This window comes from Dyella psychrodurans, from assembly GCF_003363265.1.
Lineage (GTDB): Bacteria > Pseudomonadota > Gammaproteobacteria > Xanthomonadales > Rhodanobacteraceae > Dyella_B > Dyella_B psychrodurans.
Genome location: NZ_QRBF01000009.1, coordinates 1 through 20,403, shown reverse-complemented (window position 1 = coordinate 20,403; position 20,403 = coordinate 1). Strand labels below are relative to the sequence as shown.

At 62.0% G+C, this 20,403-nt stretch carries 21 protein-coding genes; 9 read left to right on the top strand and 12 right to left on the bottom strand.

What is annotated here, in order from left to right; all coding sequences use genetic code 11:
- Window positions 1-66: 66 nt before the first annotated feature.
- Complete coding sequence (locus DWU99_RS18745; RefSeq protein WP_115479619.1) at window positions 67-1,338, bottom strand: 6-phosphofructokinase; 1,272 nt, start codon at window positions 1,336-1,338, stop codon at window positions 67-69.
- 188 nt (window positions 1,339-1,526) lie between these two features.
- Here DWU99_RS18745 and DWU99_RS18740 point away from each other — a divergent pair, with 188 nt between their 5' ends.
- Together DWU99_RS18740 and mpl are read left to right on the top strand one after the other, a co-directional pair.
- Complete coding sequence (locus DWU99_RS18740; protein ID WP_115479618.1) at window positions 1,527-2,111, top strand: adenylate kinase; 585 nt, start codon at window positions 1,527-1,529, stop codon at window positions 2,109-2,111.
- A gap of 78 nt (window positions 2,112-2,189) precedes the next feature.
- Entirely contained in the window at window positions 2,190-3,554 is a 1,365-nt protein-coding gene (gene mpl / locus DWU99_RS18735) for a UDP-N-acetylmuramate:L-alanyl-gamma-D-glutamyl-meso-diaminopimelate ligase (protein WP_115479617.1), read from the top strand.
- On the opposite strand, the gene DWU99_RS18730 is transcribed toward mpl, so the two are convergent.
- Window positions 3,551-4,966, bottom strand: a complete 1,416-nt coding sequence (locus tag DWU99_RS18730; RefSeq protein ID WP_115479616.1) for a hypothetical protein — start codon at window positions 4,964-4,966, stop codon at window positions 3,551-3,553. The two genes, mpl and DWU99_RS18730, sit on opposite strands and share 4 nt — an antisense overlap.
- Window positions 4,963-5,895, bottom strand: a complete 933-nt coding sequence (locus tag DWU99_RS18725) for an ABC transporter ATP-binding protein (protein ID WP_115479615.1) — start codon at window positions 5,893-5,895, stop codon at window positions 4,963-4,965. The genes DWU99_RS18730 and DWU99_RS18725 overlap by 4 nt, the downstream gene beginning before the upstream one ends.
- Window positions 5,896-5,984: 89 nt before the next feature.
- Here DWU99_RS18725 and DWU99_RS18720 point away from each other — a divergent pair, with 89 nt between their 5' ends.
- From DWU99_RS18720 to DWU99_RS18710, 3 genes are all read left to right on the top strand, one after another.
- The gene (locus DWU99_RS18720) at window positions 5,985-6,587 is read left to right on the top strand and encodes an LON peptidase substrate-binding domain-containing protein (protein WP_115479614.1); all 603 of its coding nucleotides are present in this window, start codon (window positions 5,985-5,987) and stop codon (window positions 6,585-6,587) included.
- A gap of 4 nt (window positions 6,588-6,591) precedes the next feature.
- On the top strand, window positions 6,592-7,410 hold the full coding sequence (locus tag DWU99_RS18715) for an SDR family oxidoreductase (RefSeq protein WP_115479613.1): 819 nt from the start codon (window positions 6,592-6,594) through the stop codon (window positions 7,408-7,410).
- Window positions 7,411-7,672: 262 nt separating this feature from the next.
- Entirely contained in the window at window positions 7,673-9,013 is a 1,341-nt protein-coding gene (locus tag DWU99_RS18710; protein ID WP_115479612.1) for a sigma-54 dependent transcriptional regulator, read from the top strand.
- 42 nt (window positions 9,014-9,055) lie between these two features.
- Here the strand turns inward: DWU99_RS18710 and DWU99_RS18705 are convergent, their stop codons facing one another.
- The 6 genes from DWU99_RS18705 to DWU99_RS18680 form a co-directional block, all read right to left on the bottom strand.
- Window positions 9,056-10,399 carry a hypothetical protein gene (locus tag DWU99_RS18705; protein WP_233511215.1) on the bottom strand — a complete coding sequence of 448 codons (1,344 nt, stop codon included), beginning with the start codon at window positions 10,397-10,399 and terminating at the stop codon, window positions 9,056-9,058.
- Window positions 10,400-10,448: 49 nt separating this feature from the next.
- Window positions 10,449-11,594: a hypothetical protein gene (locus tag DWU99_RS18700; RefSeq protein WP_115479611.1), complete on the bottom strand. Its 1,146-nt coding sequence runs from the start codon at window positions 11,592-11,594 to the stop codon at window positions 10,449-10,451.
- Window positions 11,595-11,604: 10 nt separating this feature from the next.
- Window positions 11,605-12,255, bottom strand: coding sequence for a C39 family peptidase (locus DWU99_RS18695; RefSeq protein WP_233511219.1), 651 nt, complete (start codon window positions 12,253-12,255; stop codon window positions 11,605-11,607).
- 207 nt (window positions 12,256-12,462) lie between these two features.
- The gene (locus DWU99_RS18690; protein WP_147292974.1) at window positions 12,463-13,353 is read right to left on the bottom strand and encodes a hypothetical protein; all 891 of its coding nucleotides are present in this window, start codon (window positions 13,351-13,353) and stop codon (window positions 12,463-12,465) included.
- Window positions 13,354-13,387: 34 nt separating this feature from the next.
- Window positions 13,388-14,047: a hypothetical protein gene (locus tag DWU99_RS18685; protein ID WP_233511214.1), complete on the bottom strand. Its 660-nt coding sequence runs from the start codon at window positions 14,045-14,047 to the stop codon at window positions 13,388-13,390.
- Between the two features lie 8 nt (window positions 14,048-14,055).
- Entirely contained in the window at window positions 14,056-14,607 is a 552-nt protein-coding gene (locus DWU99_RS18680) for a hypothetical protein (RefSeq protein WP_115479609.1), read from the bottom strand.
- A gap of 351 nt (window positions 14,608-14,958) precedes the next feature.
- Here DWU99_RS18680 and DWU99_RS18675 point away from each other — a divergent pair, with 351 nt between their 5' ends.
- Window positions 14,959-16,188: an acetylornithine transaminase gene (locus tag DWU99_RS18675; protein ID WP_115479608.1), complete on the top strand. Its 1,230-nt coding sequence runs from the start codon at window positions 14,959-14,961 to the stop codon at window positions 16,186-16,188.
- A 37-nt stretch (window positions 16,189-16,225) separates the two neighbouring features.
- Complete coding sequence (locus DWU99_RS18670) at window positions 16,226-16,645, top strand: VOC family protein (RefSeq protein ID WP_115479607.1); 420 nt, start codon at window positions 16,226-16,228, stop codon at window positions 16,643-16,645.
- Between the two features lie 18 nt (window positions 16,646-16,663).
- On the opposite strand, the gene DWU99_RS18665 is transcribed toward DWU99_RS18670, so the two are convergent.
- From DWU99_RS18665 to thiE, 3 genes are read right to left on the bottom strand one after another with little or no spacing between them, the layout of a single operon-like run.
- The gene (locus tag DWU99_RS18665) at window positions 16,664-17,524 is read right to left on the bottom strand and encodes an ion transporter (RefSeq protein WP_115479606.1); all 861 of its coding nucleotides are present in this window, start codon (window positions 17,522-17,524) and stop codon (window positions 16,664-16,666) included.
- 5 nt (window positions 17,525-17,529) lie between these two features.
- Window positions 17,530-18,813, bottom strand: coding sequence for a glutamate-1-semialdehyde 2,1-aminomutase (hemL, locus tag DWU99_RS18660; RefSeq protein ID WP_115479605.1), 1,284 nt, complete (start codon window positions 18,811-18,813; stop codon window positions 17,530-17,532).
- Complete coding sequence (thiE, locus tag DWU99_RS18655) at window positions 18,810-19,451, bottom strand: thiamine phosphate synthase (RefSeq protein WP_115479717.1); 642 nt, start codon at window positions 19,449-19,451, stop codon at window positions 18,810-18,812. The genes hemL and thiE overlap by 4 nt, the downstream gene beginning before the upstream one ends.
- 91 nt (window positions 19,452-19,542) lie before the next feature.
- Between thiE and DWU99_RS18650 the strand changes: the two genes are divergently transcribed.
- Window positions 19,543-19,737, top strand: a complete 195-nt coding sequence (locus DWU99_RS18650; RefSeq protein WP_115479604.1) for a rubredoxin — start codon at window positions 19,543-19,545, stop codon at window positions 19,735-19,737.
- Window positions 19,738-19,839: 102 nt separating this feature from the next.
- Complete coding sequence (locus DWU99_RS18645) at window positions 19,840-20,046, top strand: hypothetical protein (RefSeq protein ID WP_115479603.1); 207 nt, start codon at window positions 19,840-19,842, stop codon at window positions 20,044-20,046.
- The last annotated feature ends 357 nt before the right edge of the window (window positions 20,047-20,403 follow it).

The window sequence follows — 20,403 nt, the reverse complement described above, 5'->3', positions numbered from 1 at the left end:
ACGCTCTTGCTAGATTGCTTGACCCCTCCCCAGCCCTCCCCTGCAAGCAGGGGAGGGAGTGCGCGATCAATGGGAGAATTCGGGGAGTCGTTTGGCGACGGCGACGTTCTTCATCTGCACATATTTAGGCAAACCGTCGCGGCCATACGGCAACGGTGCCTCGCCCTGAATCAGCGGCGCGAGATAGCGACGTGCGGCAGCCGTGATGCCGAAACCGTCGCGCGTGAGGAAATTCGCCGGCATCTTCTTTTCACGATTGGCGATCTTGTCCAGCGAAGCGGGTTCGATCTTCCAGCGATAAGGCGCATCGGACGAGCGCACGATCACCGGCATCACCGCGTTCATGTCCTTGAGCGCGTATTCCACTGCCGCCTTGCCCACGGCGTAGGCCTGGTCCGCATCGGTCTTGGAAGCCAGGTGGCGAGCGGAACGCTGCAGGTAATCGGGCAGCGCCCAGTGATACTTGTAGCCGAGCTCTTCCTTTACCAGCGCAGCGAGCACCGGCGCCACGCCGCCCAGCTGCGTGTGACCGAATGCATCGCGCGTGCCGGCTTCGGCAAGGAACTGGCCTTCGGCGTTGCGGATGCCTTCAGAGGCGACCACCGTGCACCAGCCCACACGCTCCACCGTGGCTTTGACTTTCGCGATGAACGCGGCCTCGTCGAACACGCGCTCCGGGAACAGGATGATGTGCGGCGGCGCATCCTCGCCTTCGCCGGCCAGTCCCGATGCCGCGGCGATCCAGCCTGCGTGACGACCCATCACTTCCAGGATGAACACCTTGGTGGATGTATCGGCCATCGACGCGACGTCGAGGCTCGCTTCCAGCGTGGACACAGCGGTGTATTTCGCCACCGAACCGAAGCCGGGACAGCAATCGGTGACGGCCAGATCGTTGTCCACCGTCTTGGGTACGCCGATGCAGCGGATGTCGTAGCCCATCGCCTTGCCGAGCTGGGAGATCTTCAGCGCGGTGTCGGCCGAATCGTTGCCGCCGTTGTAGAGGAACCAGCGGATGTCGTGCGCGCGCAGCACATCGATCAGGCGCTCGTACTCGGCGCGATTGGCGTCCAGCGATTTGAGCTTGTAGCGACAGGAGCCGAACGCACCGCCAGGCGTGTGGCGCAGTGCCTCGATGGCGGCGGCGGTTTCCTTGCCGGTATCGATCAGTTCCTCGCGCAGCGCGCCCAGGATGCCGTTGCGTGCCGCGTAAACTTTGACGCCGTGCGCACGCGCTGTCTGGATGACGCCCGCGGCGGTGGCATTGATCACGGCGGTGACACCGCCGGATTGCGCATAGAGCATGCGACCGGTAGCGGGGCGGGCTTTGGACTTCATCGATGCTCTCCAGGCAGATATGACAGTACGACTTCAGTCGCGGAACGCATGCGGATCAGATACTTGGCCGCTTTTCTACCCTTTTGCGGTTTGACGGCACCCCCCGCAGACGGTACTTTGGCCGTATCATTTGAGGAATCCGTGGAACTGCCGCAGTGTGCGGCAGAACGCGGGTCTTGTGGAGTTCTATGCGACTTGTCCTCCTAGGTGCGCCCGGCTCGGGCAAGGGTACCCAGGCTGCCCGGCTCAAGGCCGATCTGGGTGTGCCGCACATCTCGACCGGCGACATGCTGCGCGCGGCGGTGAAAGCAGGTACTCCGCTGGGTCTGAAGGCCAAGGCCGTGATGGATGCGGGCCAACTGGTGTCCGACGACATCCTGCTCGGCATGTTGGAAGAGCGCCTCGCCGAATCGGACGTGAAGTCCGGTTTCATTCTCGATGGGTATCCGCGCAATCTCGCGCAGGCCGACGCGCTCGATCACCTGCTCACCAAGATCGGCCAGCCGCTCGATGCGGTGGTGAAGCTCGAAGTACCCAACGAAGTGATCATCAAGCGTTGCGAGATCCGCTTTGCGGCGGAGCACCGCAAGGACGACGATCCGGTGGTGGTGCGCGATCGCCTGAAGGTCTACGCGGAGCAGACCGCACCGGTCGCCGATTTCTATGTCCGGTGCAGCAAGCTGCAAGTGGTGGATGGTGTCGGCGAGCTGGACGATGTCACCGCACGCGTCAAGCGAGCGCTCGCCGGCGAAACGGCGGCCGCCAACGGCTGACGACACGGGCCGCCACAAGCGGCCTGTTTGTTTTTGCGCGTTGTTCTGCGCGCCACGAAACACGCACACAGGTCTTACATGCGTCTGCACATCCTCGGCATTTGCGGCACCTTCATGGGCGGCGTCGCCGCATTGGCGCGCGAGCTTGGCGAAACGGTGGAAGGTTCCGACGCCAACGTCTATCCGCCGATGAGCACGCAGCTCGAAGCGCTCGGCATCGGCTTGATGCAAGGTTACAAGGCCGAGCACCTGCAACCTGCGCCGGATCTCGTGGTCGTGGGCAATGCGATGGTGCGCGGCAATCCCGCGGTCGAATACATGCTCAACGAGCAGCTGCGCTATGTTTCCGGCCCGCAGTGGCTGGGCGAACGCCTGCTGGTCGAACGCGAAGTGCTTGCCGTCGCCGGTACGCATGGCAAGACGACCACCACCAGCCTGCTGGCGCATTTGTTGGAAAGTGCAGGGCTCGCTCCTGGGTTCCTCGTGGGTGGCGTACCCGGCAACTTCGGCATTTCCGCGCGACTGGGGCAGGGCAAGCATTTCGTCATCGAGGCCGACGAGTACGACAGCGCGTTCTTCGACAAGCGTTCGAAGTTCGTGCATTACCGTCCGCGCATAGCGATCCTCAACAATCTGGAATACGACCACGCGGACATCTTCCCCGATGTCGCCGCGATCCAGCGGCAGTTCCATCATCTCGTGCGCACCGTGCCAGGCAATGGACGGTTGATCGTCAACGCGCACGACGCCTATCTCGCTGAAGTGCTGGCAATGGGCTGTTGGACTCCGGTGGAAACTTTCGGCATCGGCAAGGGCGACTGGCAGGCGACGCTGATCGCCGCGGATGGTTCTGCCTTTGCCGTGCACTACAAGGGCGAGTCGATCGGCGAGATCCGTTGGTCGTTGCTTGGCGACCACAGCGTGATGAATGCGCTGGCCGCGCTGGCCGCGGCTACGGCGGCTGGCGCCGATCCGCGCGCATTGCTGCCAGCCTTTGGCAACTTCGAAAGCGTGAAGCGGCGCATGGAAGTGGTGGGCGATATCGACGGCGTGCGCGTCTACGACGATTTCGCACACCATCCCACGGCGATCGCCACGACCTTGGCCGGCTTGCGCGCCAAGGTGGGCAAAGCACGGATTCTCGTTGCGCTGGAACCGCGTTCCAACTCCATGCGCCTGGGCGCGCATGCCGATGGCCTCGCGCCGTCGCTGGCAGACGCCGATGCCGTGGTGTTCCTGCATCGGCCCGAATTGCCGTGGGACGCCAAGCGCGTGACGGACGCATTGCACGGTCGCGCCATCACGGCGCCGACGGTGGATGACTTGCTCGCGTCGCTGAAGTCGCAGGCGCACGCCGGCGACCACGTCGTGTTCATGTCCAATGGCGGTTTCGAGAATGCACCTCGCCGCTTCGTGGCGGCGCTGAGCGATTCATCGCGCTAACCGATCGGTGTATCGAAGCAGGGCGAGCGCAGCTGATATTCGCGCTGCGCCGCAAACCAGGCGCCGAAACTGAAGCCCAGCGTGATCGAGGCCAGTACGCTGCCGCCGATGACGTAACCGGCCCAGCCGACCAGCCAGTAGCCGCCCCAGTACACGCCCATCACGCCGAAGATCAGCACCGCGTTCACCAGTCTTCGTCCAGTCATGCCTTCCGGCCCTACCAGATGGACGGCCAGCGCCGCCAGGCTCGCCGACGCCGATACGATCGCTGCGACAAACAGCATGTGCCAGGGGTCGTCCGCATGCACCAGCACCGCACCCAACGCGGTGTAGATCAGTGCGGTGAGGATGCTGATCGGCACCAGCACGATCAGCGCATCCGAGATGGTTTTCTGATACTCGGAGCGCGTTTCCGGCGCCAGCGTGAGATAGAGATCGGCCATGTTCGGGCGCATGCGCACCATGCCGGCGTTCAATTGCGGAAACCGCGACACGCTCACCATGATGGCGTATCCACCGATGATCACCGGATTGAAATGCTGCCGGTGCATCACGGCGAAAAAGTAGAAGCCGACGATCACGGCCACCATGGCGATGCGCAAGGCGATGGCTTCGGGATTGTCGTGAGGCAGCAACAGGCGGCGCACCAGCACCATGCGCCGCGTAAACGTGGGATATTTTTCGTACATCGCGAGTGCGCGATCCATCGCGCGTTGCGATGCGCGGTCGAAGAGCGCGCTGATGCGACGGGTGAAAGCACCCGTGCGCCGCAGTTCGCCGGGAATGCTGCGCGATGCGGTGCGCCCCAGGCTGGTGCTTTCGAGCGGCGAGGTATCGGGCTCGCGGTCTTCGATGCGCAGCAAGGGCCGGATGCTGAGCTGGAGCAGCAACATCGAGGCAGCTATCAGCAACAGCGGCGTGAGCGGCGATTGCAAGGCCTGTTCGAGGATTTCGAGAAAGAGCCTGGGCATCCAGCCGAACAGAACGAAGATCGGCCATATATACAGGCCAGCCGTTCGGTTCGCGCCCATCGTCAGGCCGAGCGAGGCGAGGAGCAGCGAGCCGCACGCGACAAGAAGCAGATAAGGCGCATGCAAGGCCGCGGCCACCAACGTGGGCACGAGCACCCACATCAATCCGTCGACCGCGCCGTACTCCAGCAGGCGGCGCCGGAATTGCGGCAGCAGAAAGCTTTCCGGCATACACAGGACGCGCAACAGATGGCCTTGGCCAATGTGCCAGATCCACGTTGCAAGACCGAACAGGGTTGCCGTCAACGGCATCATCCTGGGAGAACCGTCCCATGTGCGGAAGGCGAAATACACCGCGGCGACTCGCGCGAGATTGGCCACCACGACGACCACCGGCAGGCGGCGAAAAAGCTGCATCCACAACTGCCGGATGACGTTCATGCCAGTTCCACGAACAGGTCTTCCAGCGTCGGCGTTTCAACGCGCAGGCTGGCGTTTTCACGGTCGGCGAAGGCATGGAGACTGTCCAGCAGCGGATTTTCAATCAGCAGCACGGCCTGTTCGCCTTGCACATGCGACTTCAGCGCACCCGCCACGACAGGGGCGTGCGACCAGCCTTCCGCGCGCGTGAACACGACACGCCGAAGACTTTCGCGCAGCTCGGCCAGTGGCCGGGTGAATTGAATGCGACCGTCGCGCAACAGGGCGATATCCGCATCGGCGCGTTCCAGATCCGCCGTGATGTGCGTGGAGAAAATCACCGTCTTGCCGGGCGCGCGCATCAAGGCGAGCAGTTCGCCCATGAAGGCGCGACGCGCCTGCGGGTCAAGGCTGGCAACGGGTTCGTCGAGCACCAGCAAATCCGGATCGGGCGCGATGGCGCGCACGATGGCCAGTTTCTGGCGCTGGCCTTGCGAGAGTTCGCCGATCTTCTGTTTCGCATCGAGCTCCCACTCGTTCAACAGTCGATCGACCAGCGTCGCATCCCAGCGCGCGTAGAACGCGGCGGTGAAATCGAGATACGCACGCACTTTCATCCATGGAAACAGATCGAACGTCTGCGGCACGAAACCGACGCGGTGCATGCGATCCCCGCCCGGTTCCAGCATGGGGTCGCCGAACAGCTCGATGCTGCCGCCATCGATGGGCGACAGGCCGAGCAGGCAGCGCAGCAGCGTTGTCTTGCCTGCGCCGTTGCGGCCCAGCAGGCCGACCACTCGACCAGATGGCACGCTCCAATCCAATCCCTTTAGCACCTGACGCTTCTTGAAGGACTTTTCCAGGCCGCGCACTTGCAGCACCGCAGGTGCTGCAAGATCGAGTGCAGGCATCGAGGCGGACGGTGCGGCGGCCAAGTTGGAAGCGGTCATCCGTGAAGTACTCCGTCATATGGTTCGACGCACTCTGCCGTGTGCCGAGGCTGGCCGTCCAGTGGCTTTGTGTCCGTTAAGATGGCCACATGGCTGCCCAGCTTCCAAGTCTCGAAGTGCCGCTGTTCCCGCTCAATACCGTGTTGTATCCGGGCGGACAACTGCAGTTGCGGATCTTCGAACCGCGCTACCTGGACCTCGTCCGCGAGTGCACGCGCACCGGCTCGTCGTTTGGCATCTGTTTGATTCTCGAAGGAAGCGAAGTGGGGGCGCCGGCGCGGCCTGCTGCGGTGGGAACGCTGGCCTCCATCACGGATTTCGGTCATCGGGCGGACGGGCTGCTCGGCATCGCGACGGAAGGCGGGCAGCGCTTTCGCGTACTGCGTACGCGCGTGCGCTCGGATGGGCTGCTGCGCGGCGACGTGGAGCTGTGGCCGACGGAGGGGGCACAACAGGTGCCGGTGGAGTTCGCGTTGCTGCCGACCATCCTCGAACGCCTGATTGAAACCATGGGGCCGCAATGGCGCGCCGCGCCGCGTTCGTCGTATGACGATGCCGGCTGGGTGGGCTTTCGCCTGGCCGAGCTGCTGCCGCTCGCGGGCGAGGAACAGCAACAACTGTTGGAAATGACCGATCCGTTGCAACGGCTGGCGGTGTTGCGCGATATCCTTCCGCGTTTCCAGAAAGGGTGATGACATGAGCAATCTGGCGGGCAAGACGCTGTTCATCACCGGTGCGTCGCGCGGCATCGGTCTGGCGATCGGATTGCGCGCCGCGCGCGACGGCGCCAATGTGGTGATCGCCGCCAAGAGCGGCGTTCCCAATCCCAAGCTGCCCGGAACCATTCACACCGCCGCGGCTGCCGTGGAAGCGGCCGGCGGCAAGGCGCTCGCACTTCAGGTCGACATTCGCGACGAAGACGAAGTGCACACCGCCATGGCGAAGGCGGCGGAGCATTTCGGCGGTATCGACATCCTGGTGAACAACGCCAGCGCGATCTGGCTGGCGGGTACCGAAGGCACGCCCATGAAGCGCTTCGACCTCATGCATCAGGTCAATACGCGGGGCACGTTCATGGTTACGCAGGCGTGCCTGCCGTACCTCAAGAAAGCCGGCAATCCGCATGTGCTGATGCTGTCGCCGCCGCCGAATCTCGATCCGAAGTGGTTCGCGCCGCACACTGCGTACACCATCGCCAAGTACGGCATGAGTCTTTGCGTGCTGGGCATGAGCGCGGAGTTTGCGCCGATGGGCATCGCCGTGAATGCCCTGTGGCCGAAAACGGTGATTGCCACGGCAGCCATCGCCATGATCGATGGCGTGAAGCCCGAGCAATGCCGCCGCCCGGAGATCGTGGCCGACGCGGCGCATGCCTTGCTGGTTCAACCCGCTCGGCAGTGCACCGGCCGCTTCGCGATTGACGAAGACGTCCTGCACGAGGCCGGCATTCACGACTTCGAGGCCTACGCTTATAAGCCCGGCGGCGCTTTATTGCCGGATTTATTTTTGAACTAAGTAGTTCAATAATTTCCCGGGAGCTGTCATCAGGGCGCCGTCATTCGGCGCGTAAGATCCCATCGCGCATCGCTCTCCACCGGGACGGTGGACGGGCGAGGTATCTGCTCAAAAAGTGATCACCGGTATAGAATTGGGTGTATATTCCGTGAACTGCATCGCTTTTTTGTGGCGCGTGCTTGTTATTTGGGGTGGGGCAGGAAACCTGTTGACTTGGACGTGACAGGGGCTGTGATCAGCAATCCTGGAGGGAGGCGTTGCGATGACGAGCGACACGTCGATCCGGTGTGTGGTTTGGTTTGGTCAGCCCACGAGCGCTGAAAGAACGCGCTTGGCGCAGGCAGGTTGGCATACACGAGTCGCGGATGCGAACGCGCAGGGAGGTGGCGTAGGCATCCGACGTGGCGACACCGTGGTAGCGATGGCGGATCTGCGCAACGCAGATGCCGATGCATTGCGCGAGATGGCGCGGCTGATGGCCGACCATCCGCGACTTCCATGGTTGGCCTTGCTGTCGACCGAGACGGTTGTGCAGGCGCCCGAAGTAGAACGCGTTCTTCGCGCGAGCATCGATTTCTTCACCGCGCCCATCGACATGCAGCGTTTGATTGAGACGCTCGGCACACTGGCGGGCGATGCACCTGCGCCGGTGCCTTATGCCGATGTCCCAGGTATCACCGGTTCCAGCGCGGCGATGATGGCGGTGGTTGCCAGCCTGCGCAAATACGCACCGGTGGATTTGCCGGTGCTGATTACCGGCGAAACCGGCACGGGCAAGGAAATCGCAGCGCGCGCGCTACACAAATTGTCGCCGCGGCGGGATCATCCGTTCGCGGCGATCAATTGCGGAGCGCTGCCGGCCAACCTCGTGCAATCGGAATTGTTCGGTCACGAACGCGGTTCGTTCACCGGCGCCAATGCGCGTCGTATCGGCCATTTCGAAGCGGCCGCGGGCGGCACGGTTTTTCTCGATGAAGTCGGCGACCTGCCGCCGGACGCGCAGATCAGCCTGTTGCGGTTGCTGCAGGAAGGCACGCTGGAGCGCGTAGGTTCCACGCAATCGATCAAGCTCGATGTGCGTGTTTTGGCAGCCACCCATGTGGACCTGGAAAAAGCGGTCGCCCAGGGTCGTTTCCGCGAAGACCTGTACTACCGGCTCAACGTGCTGCGGCTGCGCATGCCGGCCCTGCGGGAGCGCGAGGACGATGTGCTGCAGCTGGCACAACTGTTCCTGGACGTATTCCGCAAGCAACACGACTGCAACGCACGCACCTTCAGCGCACTGTCGCGCAAGGCACTTCGCGACTTTGCGTGGCCAGGCAACGTGCGCGAACTGCTCAACCGCGTGCAGCGTGCCGCGGTGGTCGCGGAGGGCGCACAGATCAGCGTTGCCGACCTGGATCTGCAGGATGCGATAACCATGCGCGCGGGACATTCCAGTCTCGGCCTCACTCGAACATCGGCCGAACGCGATGCCGTGGTGGCCTGCCTGCGCGAGACGCGCTTCAACATCAGCGAATGCGCGCGTCGCCTGAAGGTGTCGCGCGTAACGATCTATCGGCTTTGCAAAAAGCATCAGCTGGTGCTGGAAGACATGCATTGACGCCGAGGCGCAGGCCATCGGCCTGCGCCTGTCCATCGCACGTCAGAACATGTAGGGAACCTTGAACGTCAGCGTGAAGTCCGGCGCATCGGGTGTCATGCCCATGCCAAGCAAGGTCACGATCGTCGTGTGCGCGTTCACCGCATAGGTGAAACCGAGGTTCAACGTCGCCGCGTTCGCCTGGCTGCCGATGATCTTGGTCCACGAGCCGCCGGTTTCGCGCAAGGAATCCTTGCCGTTGATGCGGTCGCTGAACGACAGGCTCAGACTGGCGCGATCATTGAACGCAAATGCCAAACCCGCACCGAAGTAGAAGACATCCGCCAGCTTGACGCTGCCTGGCGTGACCACCTGCGGATCGGTGTTGATGTCGTTGAAGCCGCGGATGAAGGAGTGGATGTACCCCACGTTGCCGAACACGATGGCAGGATCGATGGTCTTCACGAACGACGATCCGAGTGATGCTTGCCACACGCCGTTGCCGGTGGGTTGCCTGGACGGCACCGCAAACTCTTCAAATTGCGAACTGGCGACGTTGTACCACTTGATGCCATACGGCGCGCGGCCGCTGGGAGCGGTCATGCCAAAGGTCAGCACGGTATCGGGCCGGCTTTGCGTCTCCGTCAACAGCTTGTAGTTGACGGAGAAACTGACGTCGCCGATGGCCTTGCCGGTGGATTGCTTTTCATCGATGGCGGCTGCCGATCCGCCGGCGCCACCTTGCTGGTAATCCGTGGCGCGTCCGACGTACGGAACATCCAGGTTGAAACTCAGGCGCGGCGTGATCGCATAACGTCCGATCATGTCGTAGGTGAGCGAATCGGACGTCACGCGATCGATGGCGATGTTGCCGAGGAAGATCGAATTCAACGCCAGGAAGCCGTTGAGCGTCAGTTCCGCGCGATCGTAATGGTTGTAGGTGAGGTCGTTTTCAAAGGTGAATTTGCGACTGAAATACGCGTTCTGTTCCTGCTCCAGGACATCCTGGACACTGCGGCTCTGGGTTGAACTGGCGGTCTGTGCTGTCTGAGTTGTCGACGCTGCCTGCGAGCTTTCCACGCCACCCGGCGCCGACACGGTCGGGGCGTTTGCCGTTTCCGAAGGTGGAACGGCTTCCGCTGGAAGCGGCGCCGTGGCGTTCTTTCCGGTCAGGCGCGACTGCAGCGCTTGTACCTGGGCATCGAGCACGCGCAGCTTGCGTACCTCCTGCGCATAACTCACCTTGAGCATCTGCAGCTGGCGGACGAGCTCCTGCACGTCCGCCTGATTCTGCGCGCTCGTGGCCGGTGCTGCGGTGGACTGGGCATCCTGGCCGAACGTGCTGAAACTCGCGAAACCGGAAATCCAACTGCATGCCACCGCAGTGGCCAAAAGTGTCTTGCGCATAGTGGTATCCCCTGCATGTAGTGAGCGTGCGCTGGGCTAGGGCGCGCGCTCAGTGGCCGATGGTGTGGGACAAGTTCATGGACTGCGCCAGGCTGTGCGCGACTTGCGACGTGGTCGAAGCGATCGACTGCGTCACGAGACTCACGATCATCTGGTTTGTTACGACCTGGTTGTCGGTGGTCAATGCGATCGTCTGGCCCAGGTTGCCAGCATGAATCCACTGCGACACGTTGCCCTGTCCGGTTACCGACAGGGAGACTTCGGCACTGTTGTTCGAGTAGGTCGACGATGCCGTCGCATTGCCGGCCGTGGCCGTTCGGCCGGTTGGCGTGCTTACGCCTGTGTTGGTGGTGATTGTCGACGGCGTGGTGGTTGTACTGTTGCCCGCAGAAGCAGCGTTGTTGGTGCTGCTCGCGCTGTTCGAATTGTTCGAGGCGATGCTGTTGGTATTGCTGGTATTGTTCGAATTGCTCGAGGCGACGTTGTTGGTATTGCTGGCATTGCTCGAGTTGTTCGAGGCAACGTTGTTGGTGCTGCCGGCATTGCTCGAATTGTTCGAAGCCACGGTTGTGGTAGATGAGCTGGTATTGGCCGTCGGGCTGTTCACTGCGACACTGGCGCTGGATGAAGGCGGCGAAGTGTTCGGCGTTGTCGTCGACGTGCTGCTGCTAGTGGAGCTATTGCTTGACGACGGTGCGCTACCGCCGTTCTGAATATTCAAGCTGGCAACGTTGGTTGCGGCATTGTTGTCGCCGGCGAGCTGCACGCTTTGTGTCAGGCCGCCCACGTTTGCGACGCCGCCACTCTGCACGCTGCGATTGATCGTGGAAGGCGTTACGGAGGTCGGCAAAGGTGCGTCGGAGGTGGTGATCGTGACGGTCGGAACGAACGTTACCTGCGGACGATTGGGGTTCTTGCTGAAGTTCATGCTCACGGTCATCGCGCTCTGCAGCGTCTGCCCCGTGTTGGTTTGCCAGGTGGAAACCATCTCCACGCCGAACCAGACAACCGTGTTGTCGCCGGCGGTATAGCGGCCGCGCATGGTGGCCAGTTCGTCGTCGCCCACTTCGTTGATGCCGGGTGCGAGGTGTTGATCCGTGGTTTCGCTTGTCGGCATTTCGTTGGCGAGCAGGGGGGCGCATCTGCACGCCATTGCCAGCGCGAGTGCGGTGAAAATCAATGAACGCTTATACATGGCCAAGCCCTCAGAACAGATCGGCATGGGTGAAGCCGAAATCCAATAGTTCGGCGTCGGTGATAGCGCCACCTTGGCGCTCGAAGAGGCTCCGTGCACTGGGCTTGTCGACCGGCTGAAGAAGTACGGTGCTGCGGTCGAAATCGCTCCCAATCACGACAAAAAGGACATGCGAGGGCCAGGCTTTCATGAAATCGTCGAGCATCATGGTGCGGTTGCCGAGGATCGGATCGGCGAGTTCTACATGATCGCCATGCACCTGCTTGAGCACGACGAAGTGGCGATAGCCGCGCACGTCCATCAGCACGATCACGGGTACGCGCAATGTGTGCAGGCGTGCCGTGTCGACGCGATAGCCGCGTCCGCGCATGCCTAACGATTCCACGTAGTGCTTGATGTCGAGCATGGAAAAGCCGCGTTCCTTGACCAGCGTCGGATCGGCCTGGCCGAGCATGCCGTCGATGACGGTGTATTCGTCGACATCGAGGTGATACGCGTAGCGCAGGATCGTCGCGAGCGCGGCCGCGCCGCAGCTGTAATCGGTGTGCTGGCGGACGATGTTGGCGAAACGCAGTTCCTGCATGCTGGTGACGCGCGTTTCGTATTGCGCGCCATTGGGCAGCACGTTGGCGAAACTCACGTCGCCCGCGAGTGCATGCATGCTCCAGCACGCCGTGGCGAGCCCGAGCAGGCCAGCGATGTGTAAACCGGCTAATCGCACGTCCCTATCCCCGCATCCATCGAAGGGAAGACCCCCTGCCCGCAGGGGACGGGCAGGGGGCTTCCACATGGTGCCCGGCGGCATGTCGCCGGGTTACCGCCCTCATTGCCGTCTTGCGACGGCGCATTCCTCCACTCCCTCCCCTTATTACGGGTTGGCGACCGCCATGGACAGGCTGTTGCTCTGCGCGTTGCCGGTACCCGCGGCCTGGTTGATACCCAGGTTGCCGCTGAAGTTGGCAGCGACATTGCCCTTCAGGACGCTGGTGTTGGTCGTGGCCTGCGGATAGCTGCACCAGCCGAGCGTGCCTGGATCGTTGCTCACGCTGTTACCAGTGATTTCCTGGTCGAGCGTCGAGGTGGCCAGCGCATACACGTTGTTCGACGTGGTGGCGGCGGCGAGCGAGTTGCTCTGCTCGTTGTTGTCGCCCGAGGCCTGGTTCACACCCACGTTGCCCGATGCATTGTCGAAGGCATTGCCGCTGATGTTCGACGAGTTGGTCGTGCCGTGGTTCCACGTCCGGTCCTGATGGACAGACTGGCTCGTGAACGTTTCGGCATCTGCCATGCCGCCGGCATTCGGATCGCTACCGCCGCCGTTGTTGCCGCAGCCGCCGCCGTGTTGGCAGTCGAACGTAAAGCTGGTATCGCTGGTGGAGCTTCCGGCTGCCGCGATAGCAGCGCTGTTGCCTTGAGCGTTGTAGTCACCGGATGCCTGGTTGACGCCCACGTTGCCCGATGCGTTCTCGCCCACATTGCCCGAGATGTCGGACGTGTTGGCTACGTCATGATGATTGCCGACGGTGTTCCATGCCGAGGTCTGGGTGGTGTTGGACAGCGCCACGGCCGCGGCGTTGATGTCGATCTGGCCGCTGACCCTGGGGTCGCCGTTGATGTTGATGTCGGAGCGCAGCGAAACTTTCTTGCTGATCTTCACGCTGCTGCTGTTTCCGCCGTCATCGTGAGCATAAGCAACCGACGCGCCGAATGCGCCTACCACAGCCAATGCAATCAAAGTCCTTCTCAGATTTGCGTTCATGGTGTCTTCTCTCTTGACTGGATGTTGCGGATGATTAATGCGAGGAGGCAGGCGCCGACAACAAAAGCAAGTTGTCCGAGGCGTTGCCGGATCCCGCGACCTGGTTGAGTTGCATCACACCGTTGAATCCTTCCATTGCGGACGGATCGACTCCCACGCTCCGCGTGCCGCCGGCCTGTGCATGTTGTGGATTCGACGATGATTGCCCCCCTGCCGACGCAGAGACAGTGGCCGACAGGGTGCCGTCCGTCGCCTCGCGTATGCCTTGTGGTGTCAGCGTTCCGGTCACACCGTTGAGCTGGGTGTTGCCGTTGCCGCTGACCTGGTTGATCGATGCGATGCCTTGCCCGTTGTCGTAGGCGTGACCGCCGATCATGGCGGTGGCATCGAGTGGAACATTGGGTGCGTTGAAGCGTGTGCGCTGTCGCGCCAGGATCAATGTCTGGTTCTGGCTCCCCAACGCGAAAGCATGGATATTGGCCTGCGCATTCGCATCGCCCGATGCCGTGTTGACGGAGCTGATGCCTTGCGTGCCGGACAGGGCATTGCCGCCGATGGTGTTGCTGTCCAGATAACTCAGCATCGACGCATAGCTGTCCGCATTCGCGGTTTGTGCGAAGACGGATGTATTTGGTGCGATGGCGGCGAAGGAAACTGCCGCGCAAAGCGCGAGATGGCGAAGAATCGGCATCATGGCGCGCCTCAGTGACCCGCGCCCAGCATCGGAATCTGCGACATCGCGCCGGTGACTTGATCACCGATGCCGCGCGTGCTGTCTGCAACCGCAGCACCTGCGCCGGCTCCGCCGGTGGCGCCGCTTACCAGATTGCTTACGCCGTTATTGCTGACGGCGCCGGCACTGTTTCCTCCTGAATTGGTGCCGAGCGCTGCGTTGAGCGAGCGTTGTACGTTGGTCTGTCCGGGCGCCGCGCCTCCCGCGGTGGGACCGGCATTCAGATCGGCGATTTCCGCATCGGTAATCTCGCCCGATCCGGTGGACCCGTTCATTCCATTGGCAAGTTGCGGATTGGGCGATGCGCTCACCATCAGCGCCAAGCCCGGCGCCGTCGGCGGACGATCCGCAGGACGTGCGGCCACGTTGCGGATCAGGACTATCTCGCCCGGTTTGGCCTTCTGGGCCACGCGCGCGCCATCGGCAAAGGAGACAACAGGAATGAGTGCGAGAACGAATGCTCCCGCGAGGAATGCGCAACGGCATGCCTGGCTGTTCACAGATGGGTGCGAGCTGTCCATGGGCGAGTTTCCCCTTCAAGTCCCTGATGAATGAAGGGCAAACACCGTGCCATCGCCTGAAAACCCAGCAAAACTGCGGTGTGGCGTGAATAGTTCGTCCACATGGCGTGGAGGTCGTTGTTACATGCTGTTACAGGATGCGGGCGCCTGGTGCTCTCTCCAGCCTTGCCGTGGCGCGGTTTTCAGCAGGTGTAACATGCTTGTTACAGGTCACGTTGCGGTGGACAACGCCGGCGTATGTTGGGTTCGGCTGGCGCGCTAAGACCACGATGGCTAGGATGTTGCTTATCCCCCGGTTCCCTTCTGACGGCACGGCCACGGCGGTCGCGTCAGAAGCGGTGCACGTATTCAATGCAGGAGTTCTCGGTGCAATCTCTCGTCGATCTCGGCAAACGCTATTGGCTGCCGGTGTACAAACCGCGCGATCTGGTGCTCGATCACGGCAAAGGTGCGCGCGTGTGGGACACGGAGAGCCGCGATTACATTGATTTCGGCGCAGGCATCGCTGTCAATGCGCTCGGGCATCAGGATGCCGATCTGCTTGCCGCGTTGACCGAGCAAGCAGGCAAGCTCTGGCATACCAGCAACGTGTTTTATTCCGAGCCGCCGTTGCACCTGGCACAGGAACTGGTGCAGGCGTCGGGTTTTGCCGAGCGCGTGTTTCTTTGCAACTCCGGCGCCGAGGCAAATGAAGCGGCCATCAAGCTGGTGCGCAAATGGGCCGCGTCGCAGGGCCGGTCGCCCGAACAGCGTGTGATCGTCACGTTCCGTGGTTCGTTTCATGGGCGGACGCTGGCGACCGTGACCGCTACGGCGCAACCGAAGTACCAGGAAGGTTATGAGCCGCTGCCGGGAGGCTTTCGTTATCTCGACTTCAATGATGTTGCCGCGTTGGAGCATGCATTCGCAAAAAGCGAGGTCGCTGCAGTGATGTTGGAGCCGGTGCAGGGTGAGGGTGGCGTGCTGCCTGCTGCGCCGGGCTTTCTCAAGCGCGTGCGCGAACTCTGCGATTCGCACGGTGCGTTGCTGGTGTTGGATGAGATTCAATGCGGCATGGGGCGTACGGGAACGTTGTTCGCGCACGTGCAGGATGACGTGACGCCAGACATCGTGACGTTGGCAAAAGCGCTCGGTTGCGGTTTTCCGATTGGTGCGATGCTGGCCGGACCGAAAGTTGCCCAGGTCATGCAGTTCGGCGCTCACGGCACGACATTCGGCGGTAATCCGATGGCGGCGGCGGTTGCGCGCGTCGCGCTGCGCAAATTGTCTTCGTCGGCGCTGCTTGGGAACGTGCAGCGCCAATCGGAAAAGCTGCGTGATGCGCTCGCCGCGTTGGGAACGGAGCTGGGTGTGTTTTCCGAGGTGCGCGGGCGTGGTCTGATGCTGGGTGCCGTACTGGCTGAGTCCTATCGTGGCAAGGCTGGTGAGATTCTCGATCACGCCGCTGCGCATGGTCTGCTGGTTCTGCAGGCGGGTCCGGATGTGCTGCGTTTCGTGCCGCCGCTTAATATCTCCGACAAAGAACTCGACGACGGCCTGGCGCGCCTTCGCGCCGCACTGACGGCATTCGTCGGACGATAAGGATGTTTACCGAAGTCATGGCAACTGGAATATCTCGATGAAATATCTGCACAGCATGGTTCGTGTGCACGACCTCGATGCTTCGCTGCGTTTTTACTGCGACGGACTTGGCCTTAAGCAGGTGCGTCGCATGGATGTGCCCGAAGGCAAGTACACGCTGATTTATCTGGCGGCACCTGATAATCCCGAAGTGGAAGTCGAGCTGACGCATAACTGGGGTTCGGACGAGGATTACGGTTCGGCGCGAAACTTCGGCCATCTGGCGTTCCGCGTCGAGGACATCTACGCCCTGTGCGAGCACCTGCAGTCGATGGGTTACACCATTCACCGTCCGCCGCGCGACGGTCACATGGCGTTCGTGCGTTCGCCGGATCGCATTTCCATCGAGCTGCTGCAGGACGGTCGCCTGCCGCCGCGCGAACCCTGGGCGTCGATGCCTAACACCGGGACCTGGTGAGCTTCGGCTCCTGCGGCGTCAATCGTTCTTGGCAGGTAAAGCCGCGCCGCAGATGCGACAGTAAACGGCATCGCCATCGTGGTCGGCTTGGCCGCAATGCGTGCATGACGCATATTTGCGCTTGGCGCGCATGCCGGCCGCCAATTCTGCCGTGAAGATGCCGGTGGGAACGGCGATGATGCTGTAGCCGATCAGGATGATCAGCGACGTAAGCAATTTTCCAAGCGTGGTTTTCGGCGTGATATCGCCGAATCCCACGGTGGTCATCGTCACGATGGCCCAGTACATCGACGTGGGGATCGAGGTGAAGCCATCCTCGGGCCCTTCGATCAAATACATCAGCGCGCCGAAGATCAACACCAGCGTAAGAATAGTGCTGAAGAAGATCAGTACCTTCCGGCGCGCCCTCACCAGCGTCAGCCACAAGAGGTCGGCCTCGCCTACGTAGCGAGTGAGTTTGAGTATTCGGAAAATCCGCAGGATGCGCAGCGCACGCACGACCAGCAGGTACTGGCTTCCCACTGCCACCAGGCTGATCCAGGTTGGCACCACCGCGAGTACGTCGACGATGCCGTAGAAGCTTCGTATGTATCGCCACGGGCGATCGACCACCGCGATGCGCGTGATGTACTCCAGCGTGAAGGCCAGCGTGAACAGCCACTCCAGCGCATAGAAGATGGCGCCATAGCGTGCGTGGGCTTCCGCCACGGTATCGAACACGGCGACGGCGATACTGCCGAGAATGGCGATGATCAGCAGGACATCGAAACGACGCCCCGCGGCATCTTCATGCCCGAAGATGATATGGAACCAGCGCGCCCGCCATCCCGTTTGCGTTGCGGGGCCGAGTTCGTCGGCGAATGGCGGGCGCGTGGGCATGGCCGTCAGCCGGTGCGTGCCGCGCGCATGGCTATGCGCGCGGCGTCGAATGTCGCGGCGATGTCGTCATCGCTGTGCGCCGACGACAGAAAACCCGCTTCGAACGCGCTGGGTGCGAGATACACGCCGCGTTCGAGCATGCCGTGGAAGAACCGGTTGAACAGCGCAACGTCAGCCGCGGTGGCCTGTGCGTAGCTTTCCACTTTGTCGCGCGTGAAGAACAGTCCGAACATGCCGCCCACCCGGTTGGTGCTAAAGGGGACACCTTCGCCATCGGCCACCGCCTGCAGGCCATCGGTGAGCAGGCGCGTGCGTGCGGCCAGCGTATCGTAGAAACCCGGTGCCTGTATCAACTCCAGCATGGCCAGCCCCGCTGCCATCGCCACGGGATTGCCGCTCAAAGTACCGGCCTGGTAGATCGGGCCGGCGGGAGCGATTTGCTCCATCAGGTCGCGACGGCCGCCGTAGGCGCCCACCGGCATGCCGCCACCGATGATTTTGCCGAAGGTGGTGAGGTCGGGCTTCACGCTGTAGTGTGCTTGTGCGCCGCCGAGCGCGACGCGGAAGCCTGTCATGACTTCATCGAAGATCAGCACGGCACCATGGCGCGTGCACAGATCGCGCAGCGCCTGCAAATAGCCTACCTTCGGCGGAATGCAGTTCATGTTGCCGGCGACAGGTTCGATGATGAGTCCGGCGATGTCGGCGCCGTGTTCTGCGAACAATGCTTCCGCCGCGGCAAGGTCGTTGTAGGGCAGAGTGAGGGTGAGGTCGGCATTGGCCTTGGGTACGCCCGGAGAAGTAGGCACGCCGAATGTCAGGGCACCGGAGCCGGCTTTTACAAGAAAGCTGTCGCCGTGGCCGTGATAGCAACCCTCGAATTTCACGATCTTGCTGCGGCCGGTCGCGCCGCGTGCGAGACGGATCGCCGACATCGTCGCCTCGGTGCCCGAGTTGACCATGCGCACCATATCAATCGACGGCACCAGTCGCACGATGGCTTCAGCCATGGTGACTTCGGCAGGGCAGGGCGTGCCGAAGGACAATCCATCGCGCACGGCGCGTTCCACCGCTTCGCGCACTTTCGGGTGGTTGTGACCCACGATCATCGGTCCCCACGAACCGACGTAGTCGATATAGCGCTTACCTTCCACGTCCCACAAATAAGCGCCATCGGCGCGTGCGGTGAAGAACGGTTCGCCGCCTACCGATTTGAATGCGCGTACGGGGGAGTTCACGCCACCGGGCATCAGTTGCAGGGCGCGCTGGAACAGTTCGTGGTTCGTCATGGAGAAACGGCTCGATCGGAAGAATAAAGTTGGGTGAAGCGTTGCGCGGCTGCGCGAATGTCGGTGGTGCCGAATACAGCGGAAATCACCGCCAGATAGTCGGCGCCTGCAGCAACGAGATCTTCGCCATTGTCGGGCGTGATACCGCCGATCGCTACTCTGGGGATGCCTAGCGTGGCGCTGTGTCGCAGCAGATCGATGCTGGCACGTCGCGCGCGAGGCTTCGTCGGTGAAGCGAAAAAAGCGCCGAAAGCGATATAGCTCGCGCCATGTCGCGCCGCTTCTTGTGCGCGTTCGAGCGAGTCGTAACACGACACGCCAACGATGGCATCCGGGCCCAGCGCAGTACGTGCTTTGGCGATGCTGTCGTCTGCTTCGCCCAGATGTACGCCGTCTGCGTCGATGGCGTGCGCGAGCGCGATATCGTCATTGATGATCAATGGCACTGCGTGTTCGCGGCATAGCGCGAGCAGAGTGCTGGCTTCGGCGTGGCGTCGTTTCGGCTCATGCGTCTTGTCGCGGTACTGCACTAATCGCGCACCGCCGGCGAGGGCCTGATTTACGGCTTCCATGAGATCGGGTCGTGGGCCGTCTGTGATGACGTAAAGGCCTCGGCCCGGAAAGAGGAGGGAAGTCATGAATTCGCAGACAAAGATGGGTTTGGCCGACTTTCGCATCGGCGGAGGAGTTGCGAGAATGCACTATTCACTCCGATCTGGCGACGTACACATGAACCAAGTTTCCACCGATACCACCCTGCGCAAATGGATGTGCGTGGTTTGTGGCTTCATCTATGACGAGGCCTTGGGCTTGCCCGAGGAAGGCATCGAGCCCGGTACCCGCTGGAGCGACGTGCCCGATACCTGGACGTGCCCGGATTGCGGCGCCACCAAAGACGACTTCGAGATGGTCGAAATCGACTGATTCGCCGCGCGCTGCCTGCAAATCGCCCGATTTCGCCAGCGCCCAGGCCGTTTCCCCTGTTGGAATGATCCTCGTGCGAATCCTGATCCCCGAGGAGCGGCCATGCAGCAATTCATACCCTTTGAAGACGACTGGGACGCGCTGGAACAGCTGCGTCCCGAGGCCCTGATTCCCTATCGCGTGGGCCTTGTTCAGGCCCACGAGCCGGTAAGACAGGCGGGCGCTTCATTCGATGCACAGAAATCGAACGTGGCCGCAGCCATCCCGCTTGGTTGCAGTTCCGCTTCTCCGGGTGGTTCCGGCACTTAAATAGCCGATTTGAACTGGATGGGCGCGCCGATCGGATAGATCCGCGCGCCCATAGGCATGCACTCGCCTTTTACATGGCCGGGGATCGGGCTCGGCCAGTCGGGCTATTTGCTGACTCTAGGTGAGCTCGGCGGATGATTTGGTGCGATAGGGCGTTTTTACCCCTTCACAGGGACTGAGACCGGCGCTATGATTCCACCCCCTTCGACGGACAGCCCTTTTTCGAAGGTTCCCCTAAAAACTCGCCGCAACGTTCCAAATTTTGGGTGTTGACGGAAGGCCAAAGGGATGTAGAATGGGCGGCTCACCCGGGACGAAATGCTTCGGGGCGATCTTCAAGAGAAGGTTGCAAGTGAT

What these genes read in the sequence shown, in the direction of transcription:
- DWU99_RS18720 (WP_115479614.1), top strand. Translation starts at nt 5,985, where the DNA reads ATGGCTGCCCAGCTTCCAAGTCTCGAAGTGCCGCTGTTCCCGCTCAAT.
- thiE (WP_115479717.1), bottom strand. Translation starts at nt 19,451, where the DNA reads ATGACTTCCCTCCTCTTTCCGGGCCGAGGCCTTTACGTCATCACAGAC.
- DWU99_RS18650 (WP_115479604.1), top strand. Translation starts at nt 19,543, where the DNA reads ATGAACCAAGTTTCCACCGATACCACCCTGCGCAAATGGATGTGCGTG.
- DWU99_RS18670 (WP_115479607.1), top strand. Translation starts at nt 16,226, where the DNA reads ATGAAATATCTGCACAGCATGGTTCGTGTGCACGACCTCGATGCTTCG.
- DWU99_RS18745 (WP_115479619.1), bottom strand. Translation starts at nt 1,338, where the DNA reads ATGAAGTCCAAAGCCCGCCCCGCTACCGGTCGCATGCTCTATGCGCAA.
- DWU99_RS18690 (WP_147292974.1), bottom strand. Translation starts at nt 13,353, where the DNA reads ATGAACGCAAATCTGAGAAGGACTTTGATTGCATTGGCTGTGGTAGGC.
- DWU99_RS18730 (WP_115479616.1), bottom strand. Translation starts at nt 4,966, where the DNA reads ATGAACGTCATCCGGCAGTTGTGGATGCAGCTTTTTCGCCGCCTGCCG.
- DWU99_RS18695 (WP_233511219.1), bottom strand. Translation starts at nt 12,255, where the DNA reads ATGCATGCACTCGCGGGCGACGTGAGTTTCGCCAACGTGCTGCCCAAT.
- DWU99_RS18710 (WP_115479612.1), top strand. Translation starts at nt 7,673, where the DNA reads ATGACGAGCGACACGTCGATCCGGTGTGTGGTTTGGTTTGGTCAGCCC.
- DWU99_RS18665 (WP_115479606.1), bottom strand. Translation starts at nt 17,524, where the DNA reads ATGCCCACGCGCCCGCCATTCGCCGACGAACTCGGCCCCGCAACGCAA.
- DWU99_RS18680 (WP_115479609.1), bottom strand. Translation starts at nt 14,607, where the DNA reads ATGGACAGCTCGCACCCATCTGTGAACAGCCAGGCATGCCGTTGCGCA.
- DWU99_RS18740 (WP_115479618.1), top strand. Translation starts at nt 1,527, where the DNA reads ATGCGACTTGTCCTCCTAGGTGCGCCCGGCTCGGGCAAGGGTACCCAG.
- DWU99_RS18700 (WP_115479611.1), bottom strand. Translation starts at nt 11,594, where the DNA reads ATGTATAAGCGTTCATTGATTTTCACCGCACTCGCGCTGGCAATGGCG.
- DWU99_RS18725 (WP_115479615.1), bottom strand. Translation starts at nt 5,895, where the DNA reads ATGACCGCTTCCAACTTGGCCGCCGCACCGTCCGCCTCGATGCCTGCA.
- DWU99_RS18715 (WP_115479613.1), top strand. Translation starts at nt 6,592, where the DNA reads ATGAGCAATCTGGCGGGCAAGACGCTGTTCATCACCGGTGCGTCGCGC.
- DWU99_RS18675 (WP_115479608.1), top strand. Translation starts at nt 14,959, where the DNA reads ATGCAGGAGTTCTCGGTGCAATCTCTCGTCGATCTCGGCAAACGCTAT.
- DWU99_RS18645 (WP_115479603.1), top strand. Translation starts at nt 19,840, where the DNA reads ATGCAGCAATTCATACCCTTTGAAGACGACTGGGACGCGCTGGAACAG.
- DWU99_RS18685 (WP_233511214.1), bottom strand. Translation starts at nt 14,047, where the DNA reads ATGATGCCGATTCTTCGCCATCTCGCGCTTTGCGCGGCAGTTTCCTTC.
- mpl (WP_115479617.1), top strand. Translation starts at nt 2,190, where the DNA reads ATGCGTCTGCACATCCTCGGCATTTGCGGCACCTTCATGGGCGGCGTC.
- DWU99_RS18705 (WP_233511215.1), bottom strand. Translation starts at nt 10,399, where the DNA reads ATGCGCAAGACACTTTTGGCCACTGCGGTGGCATGCAGTTGGATTTCC.
- hemL (WP_115479605.1), bottom strand. Translation starts at nt 18,813, where the DNA reads ATGACGAACCACGAACTGTTCCAGCGCGCCCTGCAACTGATGCCCGGT.